Source organism: Pseudomonas sp. GW823-FHT05G12, assembly GCF_058795575.1.
Map to the genome: position 1 here is coordinate 1,475,677 of NZ_CM179501.1, position 22,310 is coordinate 1,497,986.

The window sequence follows — 22,310 nt, forward strand, 5'->3', positions numbered from 1 at the left end:
TTTGTTGCCAAGCCCAGCGCAACCCTCAGGCTTATCGCCATCCCTGGTAGGAGCGGGTTCACCCGCGAAGAGGCCTGCACAGGTATCACTGCTGGCGCAGTATGCACTCCAGCAGCCCGGGAAACCGCTCGCCCAGCATCTCGCTACGCAGCGAATTCATATGGGTAGTCCCCACATTGCGGGTTTGCACCAGCCCTGCATCACGCAACACACGGAAGTGGTGGGACATGCTCGACTTCGGCCGGCCTCCGTCCAGCTCGCCACAGCTGGCCTCGGCCACACCGGCCAGGTGGCGGACGATTTCCAGGCGAACGGGGTCGCTGAGCGCATAGAGCAGGCGTTCAAGGATGAGGTCTTCGGGGTTGGGATGTTTATAGGCTCGCATGGTTGACATGATAACGGGGGTTTCATTAATTGCCATAGTTCGATTATGATCGAACAACAGTATTCAACTGAACCCGGAGTTTCCCATGTCCGCACTGTTCGAACCCTACACCCTCAAAGACGTCACCCTGCGTAACCGTATCGCCATTCCGCCGATGTGCCAGTACATGGCCGAAGACGGCATGATCAACGACTGGCACCACGTACACCTGGCCGGCCTGGCCCGTGGTGGTGCCGGCTTGCTGGTGGTCGAAGCCACTGCTGTGGCGCCGGAAGGGCGTATCACCCCCGGTTGCGCCGGTATCTGGAGCGATGCCCACGCTCAGGCGTTCGTACCGGTGGTGCAGGCCATCAAGGCTGCCGGTTCGGTGCCGGGTATCCAGATCGCCCACGCCGGGCGCAAGGCCAGCGCCAACCGCCCGTGGGAGGGTGACGACCACATTGCCGCCGACGACGCGCGCGGCTGGGAGACCATTGCCCCGTCTGCGATTGCCTTTGGCGCGCATCTGCCGAAAGTGCCACGCGAAATGACGCTGGACGATATCGCCCGGGTCAAGCAGGACTTCGTCGATGCCGCCCGCCGTGCGCGTGATGCCGGCTTCGAGTGGATAGAACTGCATTTCGCCCATGGCTACCTGGGCCAGAGCTTCTTCTCCGAGCACTCCAACAAGCGCACCGATGCCTACGGTGGCAGCTTCGACAACCGCAGCCGCTTCCTGCTGGAAACACTGGCCGCCGTGCGCGAAGTGTGGCCGGAGAACCTGCCGCTGACCGCGCGCTTTGGTGTGTTGGAATACGATGGCCGCGATGAGCAGACCCTGGAAGAGTCGATCGAACTGGCCCGCCGCTTCAAGGCCGGTGGGCTCGACCTGCTGAGCGTGAGTGTCGGCTTCACCATTCCCGACACCCACATCCCCTGGGGGCCAGCGTTCATGGGGCCGATTGCCGAGCGCGTGCGCCGCGAAGCGAAGCTGCCCGTGACGTCGGCGTGGGGCTTTGGTACGCCGCAGTTGGCGGAGGCCGCATTGCAGGCCAACCAGCTGGATCTGGTTTCGGTAGGGCGCGCGCACCTGGCCGACCCGCACTGGGCTTACTTTGCGGCCAAGGAGCTGGGGGTGGAAAAAGCGTCCTGGACCTTGCCGGCGCCTTATGCGCACTGGCTCGAGCGTTACCGCTGAGGCTTGGAGGGGCTGCTTTGCAGCCCATTCGCGGGCAAGCCCACTCCCACAGAGACACCGCAGGTTTCAGATACTGCACCCTCTCTGTGGGAGTGGGCTTGCCCGCGAATGGGCCGGTAGAGGCTAAAACCGGTCCAGTCGGTATGCGCCCATCTCAGGCCCACCAGCCTGCTCAGCCAACCGCCCCACCCATTCCGCCGTCACCGCCGCCTGGGTCAACCCCAGGTGCTGATGCCCAAACGCCAACAGCACCCGCCCATCGCACACCCTGTCGATCACGGGCAATGAGTCCGGTAACGAAGGCCTGAAACCCATCCACGGCGTTGCCCCTTCGGCGCTCAAGTCGTGCCGGAACAAGCCCTTGCTCAACCGGTGCAACTGCCATGCCCGCTGCATGCTCGGCGGTGCCTGCAGCCCGGCAAACTCCACTGTGCCCGCCAGGCGCAAGCCTTCGGCCATGGGCGTCATGATGAATTTGCGCTCAAGCGAGGTGACTGCAAACGGCAGGCGCTGGTGCTCACCCGGCAACATCAGGTGGTAGCCGCGTTCGGTATCCAGCGGCACCCGCGTGCCTGTCAGCGCGGCAGTCAGTTTTGCAGAATGGGCGCCACAGCTGACAAGCACCTGGCGGGCATTGAGCATGCCTTGGTCGCTGGCAAGGCTCACGCCGGCACTGTGCAACTGCCCGCCATCGACCTGCGCCTGGACAAAGCGCACCCCACTGGCCTTGGCCGCTTCGAACAATTCGCACACCACCCGATAAGGGTCGATGAAGTGCCCGGTGCACGGGAAGAACAGGCCGCCTAACAGTGACGGGCTGAGTTGCGGCGCCGCTTCGCGCACGGTTTCGGCCGTCCAGAAATCCACCGGCACCGCCTGCTGTTGCATGCGTGTGCGCAACGCCTCCAACGCCTGGCGTGACTCAGGCTTCTCGAACACCAGCAACGAACCATCCTCTTGAAACAACTCGCTGCGCCCGATCGAGCCCAACAGCCGTTGCCAGGCGCCCAGGCTGCCTTCGTTCAGCGTGCGGATGCCCGCCACGCTGCGCTGGAACGGCGCCGGGCGCAGGTTGAGCAGCAGCCGGGTGAACCACGGCATGGCCTTGGGCAGGTACTTCCAGTCCAGGCGCAGCGGGCCCATCGGATCGAGCAGCATGCGAGGCAGGCGCTTGAGGATCGACAGGTCGGCAATCGGGAACACTTGCTCGGTTGCCAGGTGCCCGGCATTGCCGAAGGACGCGCCCAGGCCGGGCGCCTGGCGGTCGACCAGGGTTACCCGATGGCCCTGGCGGGCCAGTTGCAGGGCACAGGCGACGCCGACAATGCCGGCGCCCACCACGGCGATATCGGTTTCAGCGGTTTCGACCATGCTCAGTCTTCCCGTTTACCATCAAGCAGGCGCCGCAGTTGCAGCGGGTTGCCGTGTTTCAATGCCTGCGGCAGCAGCGCATCGGGGACGTCCTGATAGCAAACCGGGCGCAGGAATCGCAGGATCGCCGCCGTGCCCACCGAGGTGGTACGGGCATCGGAAGTGGCCGGGAACGGCCCGCCGTGGACCATGGCATCGCACACCTCGACGCCCGTTGGCCAGCCATTGACCAGAATGCGCCCGGCCTTGCGCTCAAGGGTGGGGAGCAGGGCGCGAGCGCTGTCGATGTCGGCCTCGTCCAGTTGCAGGGTGGCGGTCAGCTGACCTTCCAGGTGTTCGGCTACCTGGCGGACCTGCTCATCGTCGGTGCAGGCAACGACCAGCGATGCTGCACCGAACACTTCAGCCTGCAACGCCGGGTCGGCGAGAAACGCTTCGGCCTGGGTCACGAACAACTGTGCCTGGCACTGGTTGGGGCCCTGACCGGCTTGGCCACTGGCGATGGCCTGGGCACAGGGGTTGTCTGCCAGGGCTGCGATACCGGCCTGGTAGGCACTGAAAATGCCAGGGGTGAGCATGGTTTGGGCGGCGGCCTGCTGCACGTACCCGGCGGCTGCGGTGATGAACCGCTGCAGTGCCGGCCCCTGCCGGGCGATTACCAGGCCAGGGTTGGTGCAGAACTGACCAGCGCCCTGGGTCAGCGAGGCGACGAAACCTTGTGCCAGTGCTTCGGCACGGGCTTGCAGGGCGGCGTCGAACAGGAACACCGGGTTGATCGAACTCATTTCGGCATACACCGGGATGGGCTCCGGGCGCGCCTGGGCAGCTTGGCACAACGCCATGCCACCGCTGCGCGAGCCGGTGAAACCAACGGCCTTGATACGTGGGTCGCTGACCAGGGCAATGCCCACTTCACGGCCCGAGCCATAAAGCAGCGAGAACACACCCTCCGGTAAGCCGCACTGCTTCACCGCTTGCGCCACTGCCTGGCCGACCAGCTCACTGGTGCCGGGGTGGGCACTGTGGGCCTTGACCACCACGGGGCAGCCAGCGGCCAATGCCGACGCGGTGTCACCACCGGCCACCGAGAAGGCCAGCGGGAAATTGCTGGCGCCGAACACGGCGACTGGCCCCAGGGCCACCTGGCGCTGGCGCAGATCAGCGCGGGGGAGGGGCTGGCGCTCAGGCAGGGCGCTGTCGACCCGCACGTCCAGCCATTCGCCGGCCCGCACTGTACGGGCAAAGGTGCGTAGCTGGGTGCAGGTACGGCCACGCTCGCCCTGAATGCGCGCCTTGGGCAGGCCGGTTTCGATCACGGCGCGGTCGATCAGGGCATCGCCGAGGGCCTCGATCTGTGTGGCGATGGCTTCAAGGAACTCTGCTCGTTGTTCGAGCGAGGTTTCGCGGTACGCATCGAATGCCGCCCAGGCCAGCGCGCAGGCCTGGGTCACGTGTTCGCCGGTGCCGCCGAGGTAGGCCGGCTCCAACGTCTGACCGGTGGCTGGGTCGATGGCACGGATGGCGTCGCGGCTGCCGGTTACCGGCCTTTGGCCGATCAGCAGGTTGCCTGTGAGGGGCATGTAGCCTCCTTGGAAATCTAATGCAGATGCATGGGGGGATTACGACCCCTGTAGGAGCGGGTTCACCCGCGAACACCGGCGAAGCCGGTGCCATGCACCGGGTTGCCTGATTCGCGGGCACGCCCGCTCCCACAGCGGGAGCAGTGGCTGCTCAGGCGATGTTCTGCTCAGCCGACCAGCTGGCGTACCAGCTGCGGAACAGCGCGTACTGCTGTTCGGCATAGTTGCGCTGGGCGTCGGTCAGGACGTCGGTCTCGTTGAAGTGCAGGCTGTACTCGGTGTCGCCGTTGAGCACCATCAAGTGCTTGTAATACAACACCAGGTCGCAGCCTTCATCGAACGACGACAGCACCGCCAGCGCCGCTTCCAGCTCGCGCGCCAGGCGGCGGGCACGGGCGTCGCCTTTGGCGGCCTGTTTGCTCAGGCTCACCAGTTGCAGCACTTCGCGCGGCAGCGCATTGCCGATGCCGGTGATGGCGCCGGTGGCGTTGCAGTTGACGAAGCCATGCACCACCTGGGTGTCGACACCGACCATCAGGGTGACATCGTCATCCTTGGAGGTGATGTGCTCGGCGGCGTAGCGCAGGTCGGCGCCACCGCCGAACTCCTTGAAGCCGATCAGGTTGGGGAACTGGCTGCGCAGTTCGAAGAACAGGTCGGCGCGGGTGGCAAAGCCGTAGTAAGGGCTGTTGTAGATCACCGCCGGCAGTTTCGGTGCGGCAGCGAGGATCGCCGAGAAATGGTGCTTCTGGGCGATCAGCGAGGCGCCGCGGCTGAGCACGCGAGGGATGACCATCAGGCCGGCGGCACCGACCTTGGCGGCGTGGGCGGCATGCGACACTGCCTCACGGGTGTTGACTGCGCCCGTGCCGACGATGGTCGGGATACCGGCCGCCACCAGGCGCGCCACGCCTTCCTGGCGCTCGGCCTCGGTCAGCAGCGGCCAGTCACCCATCGAGCCGCAGTACACCACCGCGCTCATGCCGGCTTCGATCAGTTGGCGGCCCTTGCGCACCAAGGCGTCGAAGTCCGGTTTGCGCTCGGCGGTGCACGGGGTCATCAGGGCGGGCATGGTGCCGGTGAAGATGTTGTCATTCATTGTTGTCACTCCTGGCAAAGTTCAGTCGGGAAAAGACCGGGGTCAGATGCCCCAGGCGAACGGGTCCTGTTCGTCGATCAGCAGGGTGCTGTCGGCGGTCATGTGGGCACGGCCGGTGATGAACGGTCGAATACGCTCGCCGTCGCGCTCGTAACGGCCGTGAAACTGGCTGCCGGTGATGCTGGCCTGCACCCAGGTCTGGCCTTCGGCAAGCTTGCCGTCGGCGGCCAGGCAGGCCAGCTTGGCGCTGGTGCCTGTGCCGCACGGCGAGCGGTCGTAGGCCTTGCCGGGGCACATCACGAAGTTGCGGCTGTCGGCGTTGGGGTCGTCGGCGAACAGTTCGATGTGGTCGATGGGCGCGCCGTTTTCGCCGGTGATGCCCTGGGCTTCCAGGGCCTTGAGCATGGCCCAGGTGTACTCGGTCAACACCTCGCGGTTATCCAGCTCGATGCGCTGGCCGTGTTCGGCAACGAGGAAGAACCAGTTGCCGCCCCAGGCGATGTCGCCGTGCACCACGCCATGGCCGGGCACGTCCACCGCAACCTGTTGGCGGTAGCGGTAGGAGGGCACGTTGCCGATGGTGATGGCGCCGTCGTCATGCAAGGTGGCGCTGACCTGGCCGACTGGCGTGTCGATCTTGTGCACACCCGGTGTGATCAGGCCCAGGTGCTGTAGCGAGGCGACCAGGCCGATGGTGCCGTGACCGCACATGTTCAGGTAGCCGGCGTTGTTGAAGAAGATCACCCCGCAGGTAGCGTCGGCCGATACCGGCGGGCAGTACAGCGCGCCGACCAGCACATCGTTGCCGCGTGGCTCCAGCAGGCAGGCACGGCGCCATGGGTCGTGCAGCTCGCGCAGTTCGTCGCGCTGTTCGGCCATGCTGCGGCCGTGCAGTTGCGGAAAGCCCTTCATCACCAGGCGGGTCGGTTCGCCACCCGTGTGGGAATCTATGACGTGAATCTGTTTCATGGGCTTGTCCCTTGCGTAAAAGATCAGGAAGCGACGGCAGCAGGGCGGCCGGTATAGGTTTCAGCGCAGGCTTCGCTTTCGTCGTCGCCTTCCAGGCGCACCAGGTGGGCAGGCACACCCGTGGCGGCGCCCCAGTAGTAGATGCCCAGTGCGCAGGCCGCCACGACCACGGTGTCGAATGGGTGGCCGATGACGCCCAGGCCACCGAAGCTACCCAGCCACGACAGCAGGATGGTCAGCGCGTAGAAGCCGATCAGCCACGCCGACGAGCGAACTTGCTGGGCCAGCGACAGGTGCTGGGTGGGTACGAAACGGCTGCACAGCAGGTACAGCACGAACATCACGATCTGCAGGGCCAGCAGCCACGACACGGTGTTCCAGCCCGACCAGTACACGATCAGCGCAGCGATGATGAACGACAGCGGGCCGAGCACAGCCATGCCCTTGACCCGGAACGGGCGCGGCATGTGTGGTGCATTGCGGCGCAGGGCGGCAACACTGACCGGGGCCACGGCGTAGCTCAGTACCAGAGCGGCGGATACCACGTTGATCAGCGCTTCCCACGACGGGAACGGCAGGGTCCAGAACACCGACAGGCCGAACGTCAGCCACAGGGCCGGGCGCGGGATGCCGGACTCTGCATCGATGCGGGTGAAGTACTTGAAGAAGGTGCCGGTCTGCGCCCAGCCATAGATCACGCGCGGGGTGGCGTTCATGTAGATGTTGCCGCAGCCGCTTGGCGAGATCACTGCGTCGGCCACCACCAGGTAGGCGAGCCAGCCCACACCCAGGGCCAGGGCGATGTCACGGTAGGGCAGGGCCAGTTCCTTGGTCACACTGGCCCAGCCGTTGGCCAACATTTCGGTCGGCACGCTGCCGAGGAAGGCCAGTTGCAGCAAGGCGTAGATCGCGGTGGACAGCAACACCGAAAGAATCAGCGCAATCGGGATGGTGCGCTGCGGGTTCTTCACCTCGCTGGCCACCGATATGATCGGCGTCAGGCCCAGGTAGGCGAAGATGATGCCACCGGCGGATACCGCCATTTCCACCCCGGACAGGCCGAACGGGGCAAAGCCCTGGACCTCGAAGTTTTCCGGTTTGAAGAAGGTGAACAGCACGCCGATCACCAGCAGCGGCACGATGAACTTGAACACGCTGACCAGGTTGTTGGCCTTGGCGAAGGTTTTCACGCTGCGGTAGTTGAGGAAGAAGAACAGCCCCAGCAAGGCGAACTGCACCAGCCAGCCGAGCACGGTCGGGTCGCTGGAGCCGGCCTTGGTCAGCCCGGGAAACCAGGCGGCGGCGTATTGGCGTGAGGCAACCACTTCGATGGCGATCAGGCTGGAAAAGGCGATCAGGGTGATGAAGCCCATCAGGTAGCCCAACAATGGGCCGTGCGAGTACACCGGGTAGCGAACCACGCCACCGGCGCGGGGCAAGGCGGCGCCCAGCTCGCAGTAGACGATGCCTAGCAGCAGTACGGCGAACCCGCCGAGAAACCAGGAGAGGATGCCGGCCGGGCCGGCGATGGCCGAGACGTGGCTGGCGGCAAACAGCCAGCCGGAGCCGAAGATGGCGCCTAGGCCGATGAAGGTGAGGTCCAGCAGTGATAACTGTTTTTTGAATTTGCCTGACATGGGTTCGCCTTTTTGTTGGTTATTGGATAGGCAGGTCTGATGTCACGAGATGCGGCTTTTTGGGCCGCGCTCTTGTAGGACTTGGGCGGCTTGCGTGGGGCATAGAGTGAACCGGTCGGGGCGGCGGTTCTTGATGGTTTTCTGCAGAGGGAATGACGAAATCGGCACAGTTGTGAAAAATGCTGGCGGTCAGGGTGGGCTGATGGATAGGCTGTAGGCCACACCGCACAAGGCCTGTAGGGGGGTGTTGATAGTGCCGGCCTCTTCGCGGGCATGCCCGCTCCCACAGGTACGGCGCAGACATTCGAAATGTGTGGAGGACCTGTGGGAGCGGGCGAGCCCGCGAAAGGGCCAGCACAGCCAGCAGAGAACCGACAGATGACCGACACCCCCCTGGCAACCCTCTACCAGTCCCTGGACCAGCACCGCCCCGCCACCCTCGAGGCCCTGCTCGCCGGTGTATCGCTGTTGCTGCCGATGCTCGACGCCATCCCCAACGCCGCGATCTTCATCAAGGATTCTGCCGCCCGCTATGCGTTGGCCAACAACACACTGGTCCAGCGCTGTGGCCTCAAGCGCCTGCAACCGCTGCTGGGCAAGACCAGTGCCGAGGTGTTTCCGGCACAGTTTGGCCCCGGCTATACCGAGCAGGATCGACGTGTTCTCAAGGAGGGCCTGGTGCTGGAGGACCAGTTGGAGCTGCACCTCTACGGCAGCCGTGAGCCCGGCTGGTGCCTGACCCACAAGCGCCCGCTGTACAACCCTGCCGGCGAAATCATCGGCCTGGTCGGCATCTCGGTCGACTTGCAGTCAGCCGCTGACAGCCACCCCGCCTACCAGCGCCTGGCCGCAGTGGACGAGCACATCCGCCAGCATTTTCACCAGCCGATCAGCATGGGCGAGCTGACCCGCATCGCCGGTATTTCCGTGGCCCAGCTGGAGCGCTATTGCAAGCGGGTGTTCCACCTCACGCCCCGGCAGATGATCCACAAGGCGCGCCTGGAGCACGCCCATCGCCTGCTGCATTCGGAGCTGCCGATCACTGAAGTGGCGATGCGCTGCGGCTACACCGACCACAGCGCCTTCAGCCGCCAGTTCAAGCAACTGACCGGCTTTACGCCGCGCCAGTACCGCCAGGCTACCGCCGATCAGGTGGCCTGAAACAGCCCCCGCGCCTCGGCAAAGCATTGCTCGGCAATCGCCGAGCGTGGCTCGCTGCGGCGCAGCAGCAGCCCGACCGGGCTGTGGATGGCGGCGTCGGCCACCGGTACGATGCGCAGGTGCTCGCTGAGGTCTTCCAGGCCGCAGTCCAGTGGCATGATCGCGCAGCATATGCCGGTGTTGATGGCCTGGATAAGCTGGAAGCTCGAGTCGCTCTCAAGCACCGCATTGGGCTCCAGACCACGGCTGCGGAAGCTCAGGTCCAGCGACTGGCGGTAGTGCATGCCTTTGCTCAGCAGCCCCAGCGGAATATCGCCGAGCTCGTCCCAGCGCAGCCGGTCGCTGGCGAACTGGAAGTGCCGTGTATCGTGCAGCAGGCCCATGGTGGTGGTGCCCAGTTCGATCACTTCGAAGAAGCTGGTGTTGACCTGGTCCAGGTAGCAGATACCCAGGTCGAGCTGGTTGCGGCTGAGGCCGTCGATGACCTGTTCCGAGCTCAGCGAGCTGAGCTGAAAGTGCAGTTCGGGGTATTTTTCGCGCAGGGGCAGCAGCAGGTGCATGGGGTTGAAACTGGCCAGCGGCACCGTGCCCAGGCGCAGGCTGCCGACCACCTGGCCACGGCAACTGGCAGCCTCGGCCTGCAGGCCGTCGTGGGCAGCGAGCAGGGTGCGGGCCCAGGCCAGGATACGCTCGCCGGCCTCGGTGAAACCTTCGAAGCGCTGGCCCCGCTTGACCAGCACCAGGTCCAGTTCGTCTTCCAGGTTGCGCAGGCGCATGGACAGCGTCGGCTGGGTGATATGGCACAGCGCCGCCGCCTGGCCGAAGTGTCGGGTCTGGTCGAGGGCGATGAGGAACTTGAGCTGCTTGATGTCCATGGAAGTGCCTGGCGTCTGGTTATGCAGACCTTAACCCACGTCTGCGATAGATGTCATTGATCGGCCGGTACGTCATATCGATTGGACGCCTCTGGGGGTATGCCTCTAGCGTGGTGAAAATGCCCTTCAAGGAGCTTCACCGTGCGCGTCCAACTTGATGCGGTCTTCGTACCGCTGAACATCGCCGTGCTGACTGTCAGCGACACCCGTACCTACGATAACGATACTTCCGGCGCGCTGCTGGCCAACCGCTCGGTCGAGGTCGGTCACCGGCTGGTGGCGCGAGCGCTGCTCAAGGACGACCTGTACAAAATCCGCGCTCAGGTGGCCAGCTGGATTGCCGATGAACAGGTGCAGGTGGTGCTGATCACCGGCGGTACCGGCTTTACCGGGCGCGACAGCACACCCGAAGCGGTCGAGTGCCTGCTGGACAAGCGTATCGATGGGTTTGGCGAGTTGTTCCGGGCATTGTCGATTCTCGATATTGGCAGCTCGACCGTGCAGAGCCGGGCGTTGGCCGGGTTGTCCAACCGCACGTTGGTATGTTGCCTGCCGGGCTCGACCGGAGCCTGCCGCACCGCCTGGGAAGGTATTCTGGCCGAGCAGCTGGATGCACGGCACCGGCCATGCAACTTCGTCAAACACCTGTTGCCGATGTAGGAGCGGGTTTACCCGCGAAGAGGCCAGAACAGGCAACCACCCACCGTCAGCTCAACACATACCCCACTGGCAACAAGGCAGGAGGCAGCTGCTGTTCCCCCAATCCGGCCAGCACATCGCGCTCCACAGTCCGCACCATGGCATCGGTCGGCAGGTCGTTCTCATCGCGCCCGAACGGGTCTTCCAGCTCGTTGCCGATCGCATCCAGCCCGAAGAACGTGTACCCCACGATGGTGGTGAACAGCGGTGCCAGCCAGCCCAGCGGCTCGGCCAGGGCAAACGGCAGCAGCAGGCAGAAAATGTAGATGGTACGGTGCAGCAGCAGGGTGTAGGGAAACGGCAAGGGTGTGCCCTTGATCCGCTCGCAGGTGGCTTGCACTTCGGTCAGGCCCGCCAGGCGTTGTTCCAGCAGGTTGTAGCGCCATTCGCTGATCTGTTGCTGTGCGGCCAACCGTGAACAGTGTTCGCCGATTTCACGCAGGATGCCGTCGCACACATTGTGCGGGCTGATCGCATCGGCCCGGGCCAGCCACGGCCTGGCAGCTGCCCGTTCGTCCTCGTTACGCAGCCGGGCATTGAGTGCATGGGCGAAACCACACAGGTTGCGCAGCAGTTCGGTGCGCAGTGTTTCGTCGGTAATCGCCACGCTTTCCCGCACGAACGAGCGGGTTTCGATAATCAGTTTGCCCCAGGCCTTGCGCCCCTCCCACCAACGGTCATAGCACGCGTTGTTGCGAAAGCTCATGAAGATCGACAGCGACAGGCCCAGCAAGGTGAACGGCGTGGCGCTGACCGGGTAGAAATACGCCGGATAATGCCGCTCGATCAGCACGATCAGCGCGGCCAGCAGTGTCACCATCAGGCAACGCAGGGCAATGCGTTTGACGATCGACCCCTTGAGGGTGAACAACACGCGCAACACATCTGTGGAGGGGGGGACGATCATGGAAATCCAGAGGCGGGTGCTCAGCCGCCGGTCATGTTCATGAAGCGCAGGATCTGCACATCGCCACCGACTTCGAAATGATGGCGATAGGGCTTGAGGTGCAGCGAGTCGCGAATGGCCTTTTCCAGGCGTTCGGGGTTGCCAGGGTGGGCGCGCAGCACGTGCTTGAGGTCGACCGAGTGTTCGTTGCCCAGGCACAGCAGCAGGCGGCCTTCGACGGTAAGGCGCACGCGGTTGCAGGTGGCGCAGAAGTTGTGGCTGTGCGGGGAAATGAAGCCGACCCGGGTGTTCGCGGCTTCGGCCAGGCGCCAGTAGCGGGCCGGCCCCATGGACGACTCGGTCGATTCGACCAGCGTGAACTGCTCGGCCAGGCGTGTCCGTACTTCATCGCTGGAGCAGAACGATTCGCCACGTTCATGCTCGCTTATCACCCCCAGCGGCATTTCCTCGATGAAGGTGATGTCCAGCTCGCGTTCGATGGCAAAGCGCACCAGATCGACCAGTTCATGGTCGTTGCGGCCTTTGAGTACCACGCAGTTGAGCTTGGTGCGTTTGAAACCGGCCTGGCGTGCGGCGTCGATGCCGGCGATTACCTGGGCAAGGTCGCCGGTGCGGGTCAGCTGCTTGAAACGGTCGGCATCCAGGCTGTCCAGGCTGATGTTCAGGCGTGTCACCCCGGCGTCGAACAGCGGCTGAGCCAGGCGCCCGAGTTGCGAGCCGTTGCTGGTCAGGCACAGCTCGCGCAGGCCGGGCAGGGCGGCGATACGCCCGCACAGGTCGACGATGCCCTGGCGTACCAGTGGCTCGCCACCCGTCAGGCGGATCTTGCGGGTGCCCAGCGCGACGAAGCGCTCGGCCACCTGGAACAGTTCTTCGAGGCTGAGGATTTGCTGGCGCGGCAGAAACTGCATGTCTTCGGCCATGCAGTACACGCAACGGAAGTCACAGCGGTCGGTGACCGACATCCGCAGGTAGTCGATTTTCCGGTTGAAGCCGTCGATCAGGGCCCGGCTGTTCTGTTCCACGTTCGCACTCGAATGGGTTGGGACATGACTCCAAGCTATAACCTGGCCGCAAGGCCGTCAAATTGCTTTGCCTGACCGGTTGATCGATGGCCTCTATCGCTTGGTACAGCACCTGGCAGCCATGATCGAAACCGCTTATCACGCCGTAAGATCTTTCGATTGGACGCCCCTTCCCACGCTCCATAGGCTGGAAAAAAGCATCGAAGCGTGAGGATTCATCGCATGAGCCAGGACGAACACATCAGGGACTACAAGGGCGCCGCTGCCGGCTGGGGGGCGCTCAAAAGCGTGACCAAGAGCTGGCTGGGCAGCGACAACGCCTTCAAGAACCTGCGGGCCATGCTCAAGACCAACCAGAACGGCGGCTTCGACTGCCCCGGCTGTGCCTGGGGCGAGTCGCCGGAAAGCGACATGGTCAAGTTCTGCGAAAACGGCGCCAAGGCGGTCAACTGGGAAGCCACCGGCCGCTCGGTCGACCCGGCTTTCTTCGCCAGATACAGCGTCAGCGCGCTGAAGGAGCAGACCGACTACTGGCTTGAATACCAGGGCCGCCTCACCCACCCGATGCGCTATGACGCCGCCACCGACCATTATGTCGAAACCACCTGGCAGGAGGCCTTCGAGCTGGTCGCCAGGCACCTGCGTGCGCTGCAGTCGCCGGATGAGGCCGAATTCTATACCTCGGGCCGCGCCAGCAACGAGGCGGCGTTCCTCTACCAGCTGTTCGTACGTGCCTACGGCACCAACAACTTCCCGGATTGCTCGAACATGTGCCACGAAGCCAGCGGCGCGGGCATGTCGGAAACCCTCGGGGTGGGCAAGGGCACCGTGGTGTTCCACGACCTGGAGCTGGCCGACGCGATATTCGTCATCGGGCAGAACCCCGGCACCAACCACCCGCGCATGCTCGAACCCCTGCGCGAAGCGGTCAAGCGTGGCGCTCAGGTCGTCTGCTTCAACCCGCTGAAAGAGCGAGGCCTTGAGCGCTTCCAGCACCCGCAGCACCCGTTCGAAATGCTCAGCAACGGCTCCGAGCCGACCTCCAGCGCCTACTTCCGCCCGGCCTTGGGTGGGGACATGGCGGCAATGCGCGGTATTGCCAAGTACTTGTTGCAATGGGAGCGCGAGGCGCAGGCCAAGGGCGAGCCGGCGGTATTCGACCATGCCTTCATCGCCGAGCACACCAGCGGCGTCGACGATTACCTGGCGGCGGTGGATGCCACGTCCTGGGAGCACATCGTCAAACAGTCGGGCTTGACCCTGGCCGAGATCGAGCTGGCCGCACGCATGTATCGCAAGGCCGAGCGGGTCATCATGTGCTGGGCCATGGGCGTCACCCAGCATCGCCATTCGGTGCCGACCGTGCAGGAAATCGTCAACCTGCAGCTGCTGCGTGGCAACGTCGGCAAACCCGGCGCAGGCCTGTCGCCGGTGCGTGGCCACAGCAACGTGCAGGGTGACCGTACCATGGGCATTGACGAGAAGCCGTCGGCGGCGCTACTCGATGCCATCGAACAACGCTTCCAGTTCAGTGTGCCGCGTACCCATGGGCACAACGCGGTGTTGGCCATCAAGGCTATGGAAGAGGGGCGGGCCAAGGTGTTCATCGGCCTGGGCGGCAACTTTGCCCAAGCCACCCCGGACACCGCGCGCACCCACGCGGCGCTGCAGAACTGCGCGTTGACCGTGCAGATTTCCACCAAACTCAACCGCTCGCACCTGGTCACCGGCCGCGATGCGCTGATCCTGCCGTGCCTGGGCCGTACCGAAATCGACCTGCAGGCCGAAGGGCCGCAAGGCGTGACCGTGGAGGACACCTTCAGCATGGTGCACATCTCCAATGGCCAGTTGCGCCCGCGCTCGCCGCATATGCGCTCGGAACCGTGGATCATTGCCGGCATGGCCAAGGCCACGCTGGGCAACCAGCCGATCGACTGGGAGCACGCGGTGGCGGATTACAACCGCATTCGCGACATGATCGCTGACGTGATTCCGGGCTTTACCGGTTTCAATGAACGCTTGAACAGCCCCGGCGGGTTCCACCTTGGCAACAATGCCGCCGATCGCAACTTCCGCACGGCCACGGGCAAAGCCCGCTTCATGCCCCACGCGCTGCCCGAGGAACTGGTCAACGCCAAGGTACTGGCCCGTGGTGACAAGCCCGACCTGATTTTGCAGACCCTGCGTTCGCACGACCAGTACAACACTACCCTGTATGGCCTGGACGACCGTTACCGTGGGGTGTTCGGCCTGCGTGAAGTGGTGTTCGTCAATGAGGCGGACATCCGTCGCCTGGGCTTCGAACCGGGTGAGCAGGTGGACCTTGTGTCGTTGTGGGAGGATGGCGTGGAGCGGCGGGTGTCGGGGTTCCGCCTGGTGGCGTATGACGTGCCTGAGGGGCAGGCGGCGGCGTATTACCCGGAAACCAACCCGTTGGTACCGCTTGATAGTTATGGCGAGGGGACCTATACCCCGACCTCGAAATTCGTGGCGATCAAGGTCGTGAAAGCCAAGGCGGGGAACCGCATTGCGGCGGTGCTGGCCTCGGATTGATGGGGTGCCTGTGCTGGCCTCTTCGCGGGTGAACCCGCTCCTACGGGACCTCACAGCGCTTGAGGTTGAGGTGATCCTGTGGGTTTGCCCGCGAAGAATCCAGCACCGGTCAGGCGCGATGCACCGGGTAAGCCGTGGTGTACTTCATCTGCTCCATGGCAAAACTGGAGGTGATGTTCGATAGCCCATCGGTACGGGTAATCAGCTTTTTGTAGAACCGGTCATACGCCGCAATATCACCCACCACCACCCGCAGCATGTAGTCCCAGTCCCCGGACATGCGGTAGCACTCCATCACTTCCTCGAACCCGGTCACGGTCGCAGCAAACTGCTCCAGCCAGGCGCTGTCGTGGCGCTGGGTCTTGAGCTGGACGAACACGGTAAGCCCCAACCCCAGCCGTTCGGGGTCCAGCAGGGCGACGCGGCCGAGGATGTAGCCGTCTTCCTCCAGGCGCTTGACCCGCTTCCAGCACGGTGTGGTGGACAGGTTGACGGCCTCGGCCAGGTCCTTCAGCGAGATCGAGGCATCACGCTGTAGCAGGGTAAGAATGTGCTGGTCGAAATTGTCCATATCGCGCGCAGGCCGTGCAGAAAAATATTTCACAGATTACCCCAAGGCCAGACGATTTGGGTTGTGCGATAGTTGCAGCTTTCATTCTGCCAATGGGCCTGACCATGTCCGACAAGCCGCGCAATTTCGCCACCCGTACCATTCACGCCGGCGAGCAGTTCAGCGTTGCCGATAACGCCATTTTTCCGGCCATCGTCACCGCCAGTTCGTTCACCAAGCGCAGCCTGGATGACAAGCCGGAATATTCCTACAGCCGCGTCGGCAACCCCACCCGGCATGCCTACGAAACCTGTGTCGCTGCCCTGGAAGAAGGCGTGGGCGCTGTGGCCTGCGCCTCGGGAGTCAATGCCACCGCAACCGTGCTTGAGCTGCTGCCCAAGGATGCCCACGTGGTGGTGATGAACGGCGTATACGGTGGCACGTTCCGCATCATGGAAGATTACCGCAGCCGCACCTCCGGGCTGACCACCACCTATGTCGATCTCAACGACATTGAAGCCGTAGCGGCTGCGATCAAGCCGGAAACCCAGCTGATCTGGATCGAGTCGCCGACCAACCCGTTGCTGCACCTGGTCGACATCAAGGCGGTGTGCGACCTGGCCAAGGCCAAGGGCATCCTCACCTGCATCGACAACACCTTCTGCTCGCCGTGGAACCAGCGCCCGATCACCCTGGGCGTGGACTTGGTGATGCACTCGGCCAGCAAGTACATCGGTGGCCACTCCGACCTCACCGGCGGTGTGGTGGTGGCGGCCAACGATGCGTTGCTGGCACGCCTGCGCCGTATCAGCATGGCGATTGGGGCGGTGCAGGGGCCGTTCGACTGCTACCTGGCCCTGCGCGGTCTGAAGACCCTGGATGTGCGCATGGAGCGCCAGTGCGCCAATGCCCTGCAGGTGGCACGCTTCCTGGAAGGTCACGCGCAGGTCGAGCAGGTGTATTACCCAGGGCTGGAAAGCCACCCGCAGCATGAACTGTGCAAACGCCAGATGCGCAGTGGCGGGGCGGTGGTGGCGATGAAAGTGAAAGGCGACCGCGCCGCGCTCAACCGCCTGGTGGAGGCGCTGCAGATTTTTGTGCTGGCCGACTCGCTGGGTGGGGTGGAAAGCATGATCAACCATTCCTGGAGCATGTCGCACTGCTCACTGAGCCCAGAGCAGAAAGGGGTGATGGGGATCAGCGAGAACCTGCTGCGGTTGTCGGTAGGGATCGAGGATTACCGTGACCTGGTCGAGGACCTGGATGGGGCGTTGAAAGCGCTGGTTGCTGTGTAGGGCGGCAGGCCTCTTCGCGGGCTCGCCCGCTCCTGCAGGTGGTAGGAGCGGGTTTACCCGCGAATACGGTGGCGGCGAGAACGGTGAACGGCCAGGGACATTGGCCAGCAGGCCCGGCCCTTTCGCGGTTGAACCTGTTTCTATGACGGTCTGCACGTAGGGGCGTACCCGCGAATACCGTAGCGGCGGCAATGGTGACCGGCCAGGGATACTGGCCAGCAGGCCCGGCCCTTTCGCGGGTGAACCCGCTCCTACGACGGGCTGGCGCATCGGTGTAGGAGCGGGTTTACCCGCGAAGAGGCCGGTGGATTCAATAGATGCCTGTCAGGATTTGGGCGGATGAATGATCCGTTCGATCTTGTCCTTGATCAGCAACCTTTCCTTGCGCAGGCGGTTGACCGTCTCGTCGTTGGTGCCGTTGCCTTCGGCGGCGACCACCTCCTTGTCCTTGGCGTTGTACTCCTTGTGCAGTTTGTGCAGGTCCTGATCCTTCTCTATGAGTGCCTGGAATGCATCAGCGGTAACGTGCAGGTCAGCGAGCAGATCGTGCGGAACTGGCATTTCTTCACCTCTGTCAGGGTTGTCGGTAAGGTCCTGACCATTGAGGATAGCTGTCTTTGCGCAGGCTTGTGACGGCGGTCCAGGCTGAATGGCAGCTGAATGGTTTTGAGATAATCGATAAAAGACACACCCTCACGAAATTGTTACCAAGTTTTTCACAAAAAATTGATGACGTGCTTTCTAGAGTTCGCCCAACTTCCCACAGTGCCATCTGGCCTGGGGTGATCATCACTCTTGATAGCGAACGCTGATGCTCAACTTCAAATCCCTGCGGACTGAATGGGTCACGCTGCTGGCCAGTCTTTATCTGCTGATTGGCTTCAACATGTTCCTCTGGGAGCACCTGCAAACGGTGGTTCCTGCCGGCCTTTCGGGGTTGTGGTTGAGCCTGGCGTTTGCTGTGCTAATGCTCTTCGCGTTCAATCTGATCCTCACGTTAATTGCCTTCCGGTATGTAGTGAAGCCGGTACTTATCGTGTTGTTCATGAGTGGTGCGGGTGTGGCTTACTTCATGAACCAGTACGGCGTACTTATTGACGCCGGCATGTTCCGTAATATGGCCGAGACCAATGTTGCGGAAGTGCGCGACTTGATGTCGTTCAAGTTTGCCGCGTATATCCTGCTGCTGGGTGTGCTGCCATCGGTGCTGCTGTGGAAGGCGCAGATCGCCTACCGCCCCTGGCACCGCGAGCTGCTGGGCAAGTTGGTGGTCAGTGGTGCCTGTGTGGTGACCATCGGCTCGGTCGCGTTGGTCAACTATCAAGGGCTGTCGTCGCTGTTTCGCAATCACCACGAATTGCGCCTGATGCTCACCCCCAGCAATATCGTCGGGGCCTCCATTGGTTATGTCGGCGAGCGTGTCGGTACGGCTTCGCGCCCGTTCCAGCATTATGGTGAAGATGCCAAGCGTGATGCGGCCTGGCAAAGACATGAGCGCAAGTCGCTGACCGTGCTGGTGGTCGGGGAAAGTGCCCGGGCAGACCATTTCGGCGTGCTGGGCTATGACCGCGATACCACGCCGAATCTCGCCAGGGAACAGGGCCTGCTGGCGTTTTCCGACGTGCACTCGTGTGGTACGGAAACGGCGGTTTCGGTGCCTTGCATGTTCTCGGGCATGAAGCGCAAGGACTACGACGCCCGCGTAGCGAAGAACCGCGAAGGGCTGCTGGACATCCTGCAGCGTGCCGGCCTGGCCGTGCAGTGGCGTGACAACCAGTCGGGCTGCAAAGGCACCTGCGATCGCGTGCAGTTCATCGACGTCAGCAACCTCAAGGACCCGCAGCTGTGCGCCGATGGCGAATGCCATGACCAGATCCTGCTGCAAGGCCTGGACGCGTTGATCGACAACCTCGACAAGGACACCGTGCTGGTGCTGCACCAGATGGGCAGCCACGGCCCCGAGTACTTCAAGCGCTACCCCAGTGATGCCGAGCGCTTCACCCCGGTGTGCCAGAGCAACGCGTTGAACCAGTGCAGCGAGGAGGAAATCATCAACGGGTACGACAACACCCTGGCCTATACCGACAAGGTGCTGGCCTCGCTGATCGATACCCTGCGCAGCAAGCAAGACAAGGTCGATACCGCGATGATCTACCTGTCCGACCACGGCGAGTCGCTGGGCGAGTACAACCTGTTCCTGCACGGCACGCCGTACGCCATCGCTCCCGAGCAGCAGAAGCACATACCACTGCTGACCTGGTTCTCCGACAACTACAAAGAGGACTTCGGCGTCGATACCGACTGCCTGGCACGGCTCAGCGATGCCCCGCTGTCCCAGGACAACCTGTTCCACTCGATGCTTGGCCTGTTGCAGGTACATACCGAGCTCTACCAGCAGTCGCTGGACATGTTCGCCAGTTGCCGGCCCTGGCTGGCGGCCAAGCGCTGAAGCCCTGTGGGAGCGGGCAAGCCCGCGAACCCGGGCGAAGCCCGGGCCATACACCGTGTTGCCTTCATTCGTGGGCGCGCCCGCTCCCACAGGGTGGACTGCCCCCGAAAAGCGGGACAGTTTCACCCGCAGTGCCCGCGCCGTATATACTGCGCGCCAATGTTAGTGGGAGAGCCTTGTGGCCATCGAAATTCACTGGATCCGTGACGACCAGAGCCTGGCCGAACACTGCCGCGACTGGCACCAACTGCCCTTCGTCGCCGTCGACACCGAATTCATGCGGGTCGACACCTTTTACCCGAAAGCCGGGCTGATCCAGATCGGCGACGGCCAACGCGCCTTCCTGATCGACCCGCTGCTGATCGGCAACTGGCAACCCTTGGCCGACCTGCTGGAAGACAGCGGTGTGGTCAAGGTGCTGCACGCCTGCAGCGAAGACCTCGAAGTGCTGCTGCGCCTGACCGGCAAGCTGCCTCAGCCGCTGTTCGACACTCAGCTGGCCGCCGGTTACCTGAACCTGGGCTTCTCCATGGGCTATTCGCGCCTGGTGCAGGAAGTGCTGGGCATCGAATTGCCCAAAGGCGAAACCCGCTCCGACTGGCTGCAACGCCCGCTCTCGGAAACCCAGGTCAGCTACGCTGCCGAAGATGCCGTGCACCTGGCCGAGCTTTTCACCGTGCTGCGCCCGCGGCTGAGTGACGACAAGTATGCCTGGGTGCTGGAAGACGGCGCCGAGCTGGTGGCTGCGTTGCGCCGTGAAGTCGAGCCCGAAAGCCTGTACCGCGACGTCAAGCTGGCCTGGAAGCTGGCGCCTCAACAACTGGCAGTGCTACGTGAGCTGTGCGCCTGGCGCGAACGCGAAGCGCGCAACCGCGATGTGCCGCGTAATCGTATCCTCAAGGAGCACTCGCTCTGGCCCATGGCCAAAAGCCAGCCGAACAACCTGTCGGCCTTGGCCAAGATCGACGAGATGCACCCGCGCACCATTCGTCAGGACGGTGAGTTCCTCATCCAGCTGATCAAGCGCGCCGCCAGCCTGCCTGCCGAGCAATGGCCTGCGCCCTTGCCCGAGCCGCTGCCGATCGAGGCTGCTGGCCTTCTCAAGCAGCTGCGTGCCATCGGCCAGGCCGAAGGCGAGCGCCTGGGGATTGCACCCGAGCTGATGCTGCGCAAGAAAGCCCTGGAGGCGCTGCTCAAGAGCGGATACCCCAATGGCCCTTATCAACTGCCCGATTCGCTGCGCGGCTGGCGCCGTGAGCGCATGGGCCAGGCCCTGCTGGACAACCTGGCAGGTGCCGGAGAAACCCGATGAAACGCATTTGCTCGATCTACAAGAGCCCACGCAAGAACGAAATGTACCTGTACGTACTCAAGGCTGACGGCCTGGAGCGCGTGCCTGAAGGCCTGCTGCCGTTCTTCGGCACCCCCGTGCACGCTTTCGACCTGGTGCTCACCCCTGAGCGCAAGCTGGCCCGCGAGGACATCACCAAGGTGCTGGAGAACCTCGAAAGCCAAGGCTACCACCTGCAGATGCCGCCGCTGGAAGATGAGTACATCGAGCACCTGCCCGAAGAGCTGCTGCGCCGCAACGACCCCGTCTGACCATGCGCGTACTGATCGCTGAGCATGACCATGCTCGATACGCCGGCCTTTTGCGCGCAGCCGCGCCTGACGTGGACGTTGTGACCAGCGGCGACTCTGCCGAACTGGCCCGCCAGGCACCGCAGTGCCCGGTGTGGCTGGGCCAGCCGGACTTGCTGGCCAGTCTGCTGCGCCAAGGCCACAAGCCGGGCTGGATACAGTCGACATGGGCCGGTATCACGCCGTTGCTGGCCGACGGCCTGCCGCGTGATTACCGCCTGAGCCGCGCAGTTGGCATATTTGGTCAGGTGATGGCCGAGTACATGCTCACCTATATGCTAGGCCATGAGCGTGAGGTGCTGTCGCGCCTGGTCAGCCAGGTCGAGCGGCGCTGGGATGACCGCCCGGGGCGCAGCCTGGAAGGGCGCAAGGTCCTCATTGTGGGTGCAGGCGACATTGGTCAGCGTGTGGCCGAGTTCCTGCAGCCGTTTGGTGTGGAGCTGTACGGGGTTGCCAGCAGCGCCCGTGAACAGGCCCCGTTCGTCCAGGTGGCGGCGCTGGCCGACCTGCCGCGCATGGTCGGCCAGGTCGACTATGTGCTGAACCTGCTGCCGGATACCCCGGCGACTCATGACCTGTATGACGCCGCGCTGTTCAAGTGCTTCCAGCCCTCGGCCTTGTTCATCAATGCCGGGCGTGGTGTGGCGGTGGTCGATGCCGACCTGGTCGAGGCGTTGAAAGAGGGCCATCTGGCCGGTGCCGTGATCGATGTGTGCCGCCAGGAGCCGTTGCCCAAGCAACACCCGTTCTGGACCGCCTGGGGCTTGCTGCTGACCGGGCACAGCTCGGCGCCCACCTCGCCGACAGCGATGGTGCGCTTGTTTGTCGAGAATGTGCGGGCTTATGAAGCGGGGCAGGGGTTGCGGGGTGAAGTCGATTTCGCCCGGGGCTACTGATCGCTGTGGCCTGTATCGGCCTCTTCGCGGGTAAACCCGCT

At 63.6% G+C, this 22,310-nt stretch carries 20 protein-coding genes; 9 read left to right on the forward strand and 11 right to left on the reverse strand.

Annotated features, from left to right (window positions below; genetic code table 11):
- Positions 1–85 precede the first annotated feature (85 nt).
- Positions 86–421: an ArsR/SmtB family transcription factor gene (locus AC3RCM_RS06760; protein WP_020193084.1), complete on the reverse strand. Its 336-nt coding sequence runs from the start codon at positions 419–421 to the stop codon at positions 86–88.
- 49 nt (positions 422–470) lie between these two features.
- Here AC3RCM_RS06760 and xenA point away from each other — a divergent pair, with 49 nt between their 5' ends.
- Positions 471–1,562, forward strand: a complete 1,092-nt coding sequence (xenA, locus tag AC3RCM_RS06765) for a xenobiotic reductase XenA (protein WP_014755670.1) — start codon at positions 471–473, stop codon at positions 1,560–1,562.
- A gap of 123 nt (positions 1,563–1,685) precedes the next feature.
- Here xenA and AC3RCM_RS06770 read toward each other — a convergent pair whose 3' ends face one another.
- The 5 genes from AC3RCM_RS06770 to AC3RCM_RS06790 form a co-directional block, all read right to left on the reverse strand.
- Positions 1,686–2,933, reverse strand: coding sequence for an NAD(P)/FAD-dependent oxidoreductase (locus AC3RCM_RS06770; protein WP_279840615.1), 1,248 nt, complete (start codon positions 2,931–2,933; stop codon positions 1,686–1,688).
- A 2-nt stretch (positions 2,934–2,935) separates the two neighbouring features.
- Complete coding sequence (locus tag AC3RCM_RS06775; protein ID WP_492629444.1) at positions 2,936–4,513, reverse strand: aldehyde dehydrogenase (NADP(+)); 1,578 nt, start codon at positions 4,511–4,513, stop codon at positions 2,936–2,938.
- 151 nt (positions 4,514–4,664) lie between these two features.
- A complete protein-coding gene (locus AC3RCM_RS06780; RefSeq protein WP_064491362.1) occupies positions 4,665–5,612 on the reverse strand; it encodes a dihydrodipicolinate synthase family protein in 948 nt (315 codons plus the stop codon).
- A 42-nt stretch (positions 5,613–5,654) separates the two neighbouring features.
- Complete coding sequence (locus AC3RCM_RS06785) at positions 5,655–6,581, reverse strand: 4-hydroxyproline epimerase (RefSeq protein ID WP_064491361.1); 927 nt, start codon at positions 6,579–6,581, stop codon at positions 5,655–5,657.
- Between the two features lie 23 nt (positions 6,582–6,604).
- Positions 6,605–8,218, reverse strand: a complete 1,614-nt coding sequence (locus tag AC3RCM_RS06790) for an APC family permease (protein WP_064491360.1) — start codon at positions 8,216–8,218, stop codon at positions 6,605–6,607.
- Between the two features lie 378 nt (positions 8,219–8,596).
- On the opposite strand from AC3RCM_RS06790, the gene AC3RCM_RS06795 reads away from it, so the two are divergent.
- Positions 8,597–9,379: an AraC family transcriptional regulator gene (locus AC3RCM_RS06795; RefSeq protein WP_064491359.1), complete on the forward strand. Its 783-nt coding sequence runs from the start codon at positions 8,597–8,599 to the stop codon at positions 9,377–9,379.
- Here the strand turns inward: AC3RCM_RS06795 and AC3RCM_RS06800 are convergent.
- On the reverse strand, positions 9,367–10,254 hold the full coding sequence (locus tag AC3RCM_RS06800) for a LysR family transcriptional regulator (protein WP_003254701.1): 888 nt from the start codon (positions 10,252–10,254) through the stop codon (positions 9,367–9,369). The genes AC3RCM_RS06795 and AC3RCM_RS06800 overlap by 13 nt on opposite strands.
- A gap of 141 nt (positions 10,255–10,395) precedes the next feature.
- Between AC3RCM_RS06800 and moaB the strand changes: the two genes are divergently transcribed.
- Positions 10,396–10,914 (forward strand): molybdenum cofactor biosynthesis protein B, encoded by a 519-nt coding sequence (moaB, locus tag AC3RCM_RS06805; protein WP_003254698.1) that lies wholly within the window; start codon positions 10,396–10,398, stop codon positions 10,912–10,914.
- 46 nt (positions 10,915–10,960) lie between these two features.
- On the opposite strand, the gene AC3RCM_RS06810 is transcribed toward moaB, so the two are convergent.
- On the reverse strand, positions 10,961–11,860 hold the full coding sequence (locus AC3RCM_RS06810) for a bestrophin family protein (RefSeq protein ID WP_457251656.1): 900 nt from the start codon (positions 11,858–11,860) through the stop codon (positions 10,961–10,963).
- 20 nt (positions 11,861–11,880) lie between these two features.
- Positions 11,881–12,885, reverse strand: coding sequence for a GTP 3',8-cyclase MoaA (gene moaA, locus AC3RCM_RS06815; RefSeq protein WP_081273166.1), 1,005 nt, complete (start codon positions 12,883–12,885; stop codon positions 11,881–11,883).
- A gap of 222 nt (positions 12,886–13,107) precedes the next feature.
- Between moaA and AC3RCM_RS06820 the strand changes: the two genes are divergently transcribed.
- Entirely contained in the window at positions 13,108–15,438 is a 2,331-nt protein-coding gene (locus AC3RCM_RS06820) for an FdhF/YdeP family oxidoreductase (protein ID WP_104886557.1), read from the forward strand.
- Between the two features lie 109 nt (positions 15,439–15,547).
- On the opposite strand, the gene AC3RCM_RS06825 is transcribed toward AC3RCM_RS06820, so the two are convergent.
- A complete protein-coding gene (locus AC3RCM_RS06825) occupies positions 15,548–16,009 on the reverse strand; it encodes an Lrp/AsnC family transcriptional regulator (protein ID WP_198747927.1) in 462 nt (153 codons plus the stop codon).
- Positions 16,010–16,101: 92 nt separating this feature from the next.
- On the opposite strand from AC3RCM_RS06825, the gene AC3RCM_RS06830 reads away from it, so the two are divergent.
- Positions 16,102–17,283: a trans-sulfuration enzyme family protein gene (locus AC3RCM_RS06830; RefSeq protein WP_010955262.1), complete on the forward strand. Its 1,182-nt coding sequence runs from the start codon at positions 16,102–16,104 to the stop codon at positions 17,281–17,283.
- A 324-nt stretch (positions 17,284–17,607) separates the two neighbouring features.
- On the opposite strand, the gene AC3RCM_RS06835 is transcribed toward AC3RCM_RS06830, so the two are convergent.
- Positions 17,608–17,844: an HP1242/YdcH family protein gene (locus AC3RCM_RS06835; RefSeq protein ID WP_064491842.1), complete on the reverse strand. Its 237-nt coding sequence runs from the start codon at positions 17,842–17,844 to the stop codon at positions 17,608–17,610.
- A gap of 250 nt (positions 17,845–18,094) precedes the next feature.
- Here AC3RCM_RS06835 and AC3RCM_RS06840 point away from each other — a divergent pair, with 250 nt between their 5' ends.
- The 4 genes from AC3RCM_RS06840 to AC3RCM_RS06855 all read left to right on the forward strand — a co-directional run bounded on the left by AC3RCM_RS06840 (position 18,095) and on the right by AC3RCM_RS06855 (position 22,269).
- Entirely contained in the window at positions 18,095–19,732 is a 1,638-nt protein-coding gene (locus AC3RCM_RS06840; protein WP_492629445.1) for a phosphoethanolamine transferase, read from the forward strand.
- 178 nt (positions 19,733–19,910) lie between these two features.
- A complete protein-coding gene (rnd, locus tag AC3RCM_RS06845) occupies positions 19,911–21,044 on the forward strand; it encodes a ribonuclease D (RefSeq protein WP_064491840.1) in 1,134 nt (377 codons plus the stop codon).
- Entirely contained in the window at positions 21,041–21,334 is a 294-nt protein-coding gene (locus AC3RCM_RS06850; protein ID WP_010955258.1) for a YcgL domain-containing protein, read from the forward strand. Before rnd ends, AC3RCM_RS06850 begins: the two co-directional genes overlap by 4 nt.
- 2 nt (positions 21,335–21,336) lie before the next feature.
- On the forward strand, positions 21,337–22,269 hold the full coding sequence (locus AC3RCM_RS06855; RefSeq protein WP_064491839.1) for a D-2-hydroxyacid dehydrogenase: 933 nt from the start codon (positions 21,337–21,339) through the stop codon (positions 22,267–22,269).
- The last annotated feature ends 41 nt before the right edge of the window (positions 22,270–22,310 follow it).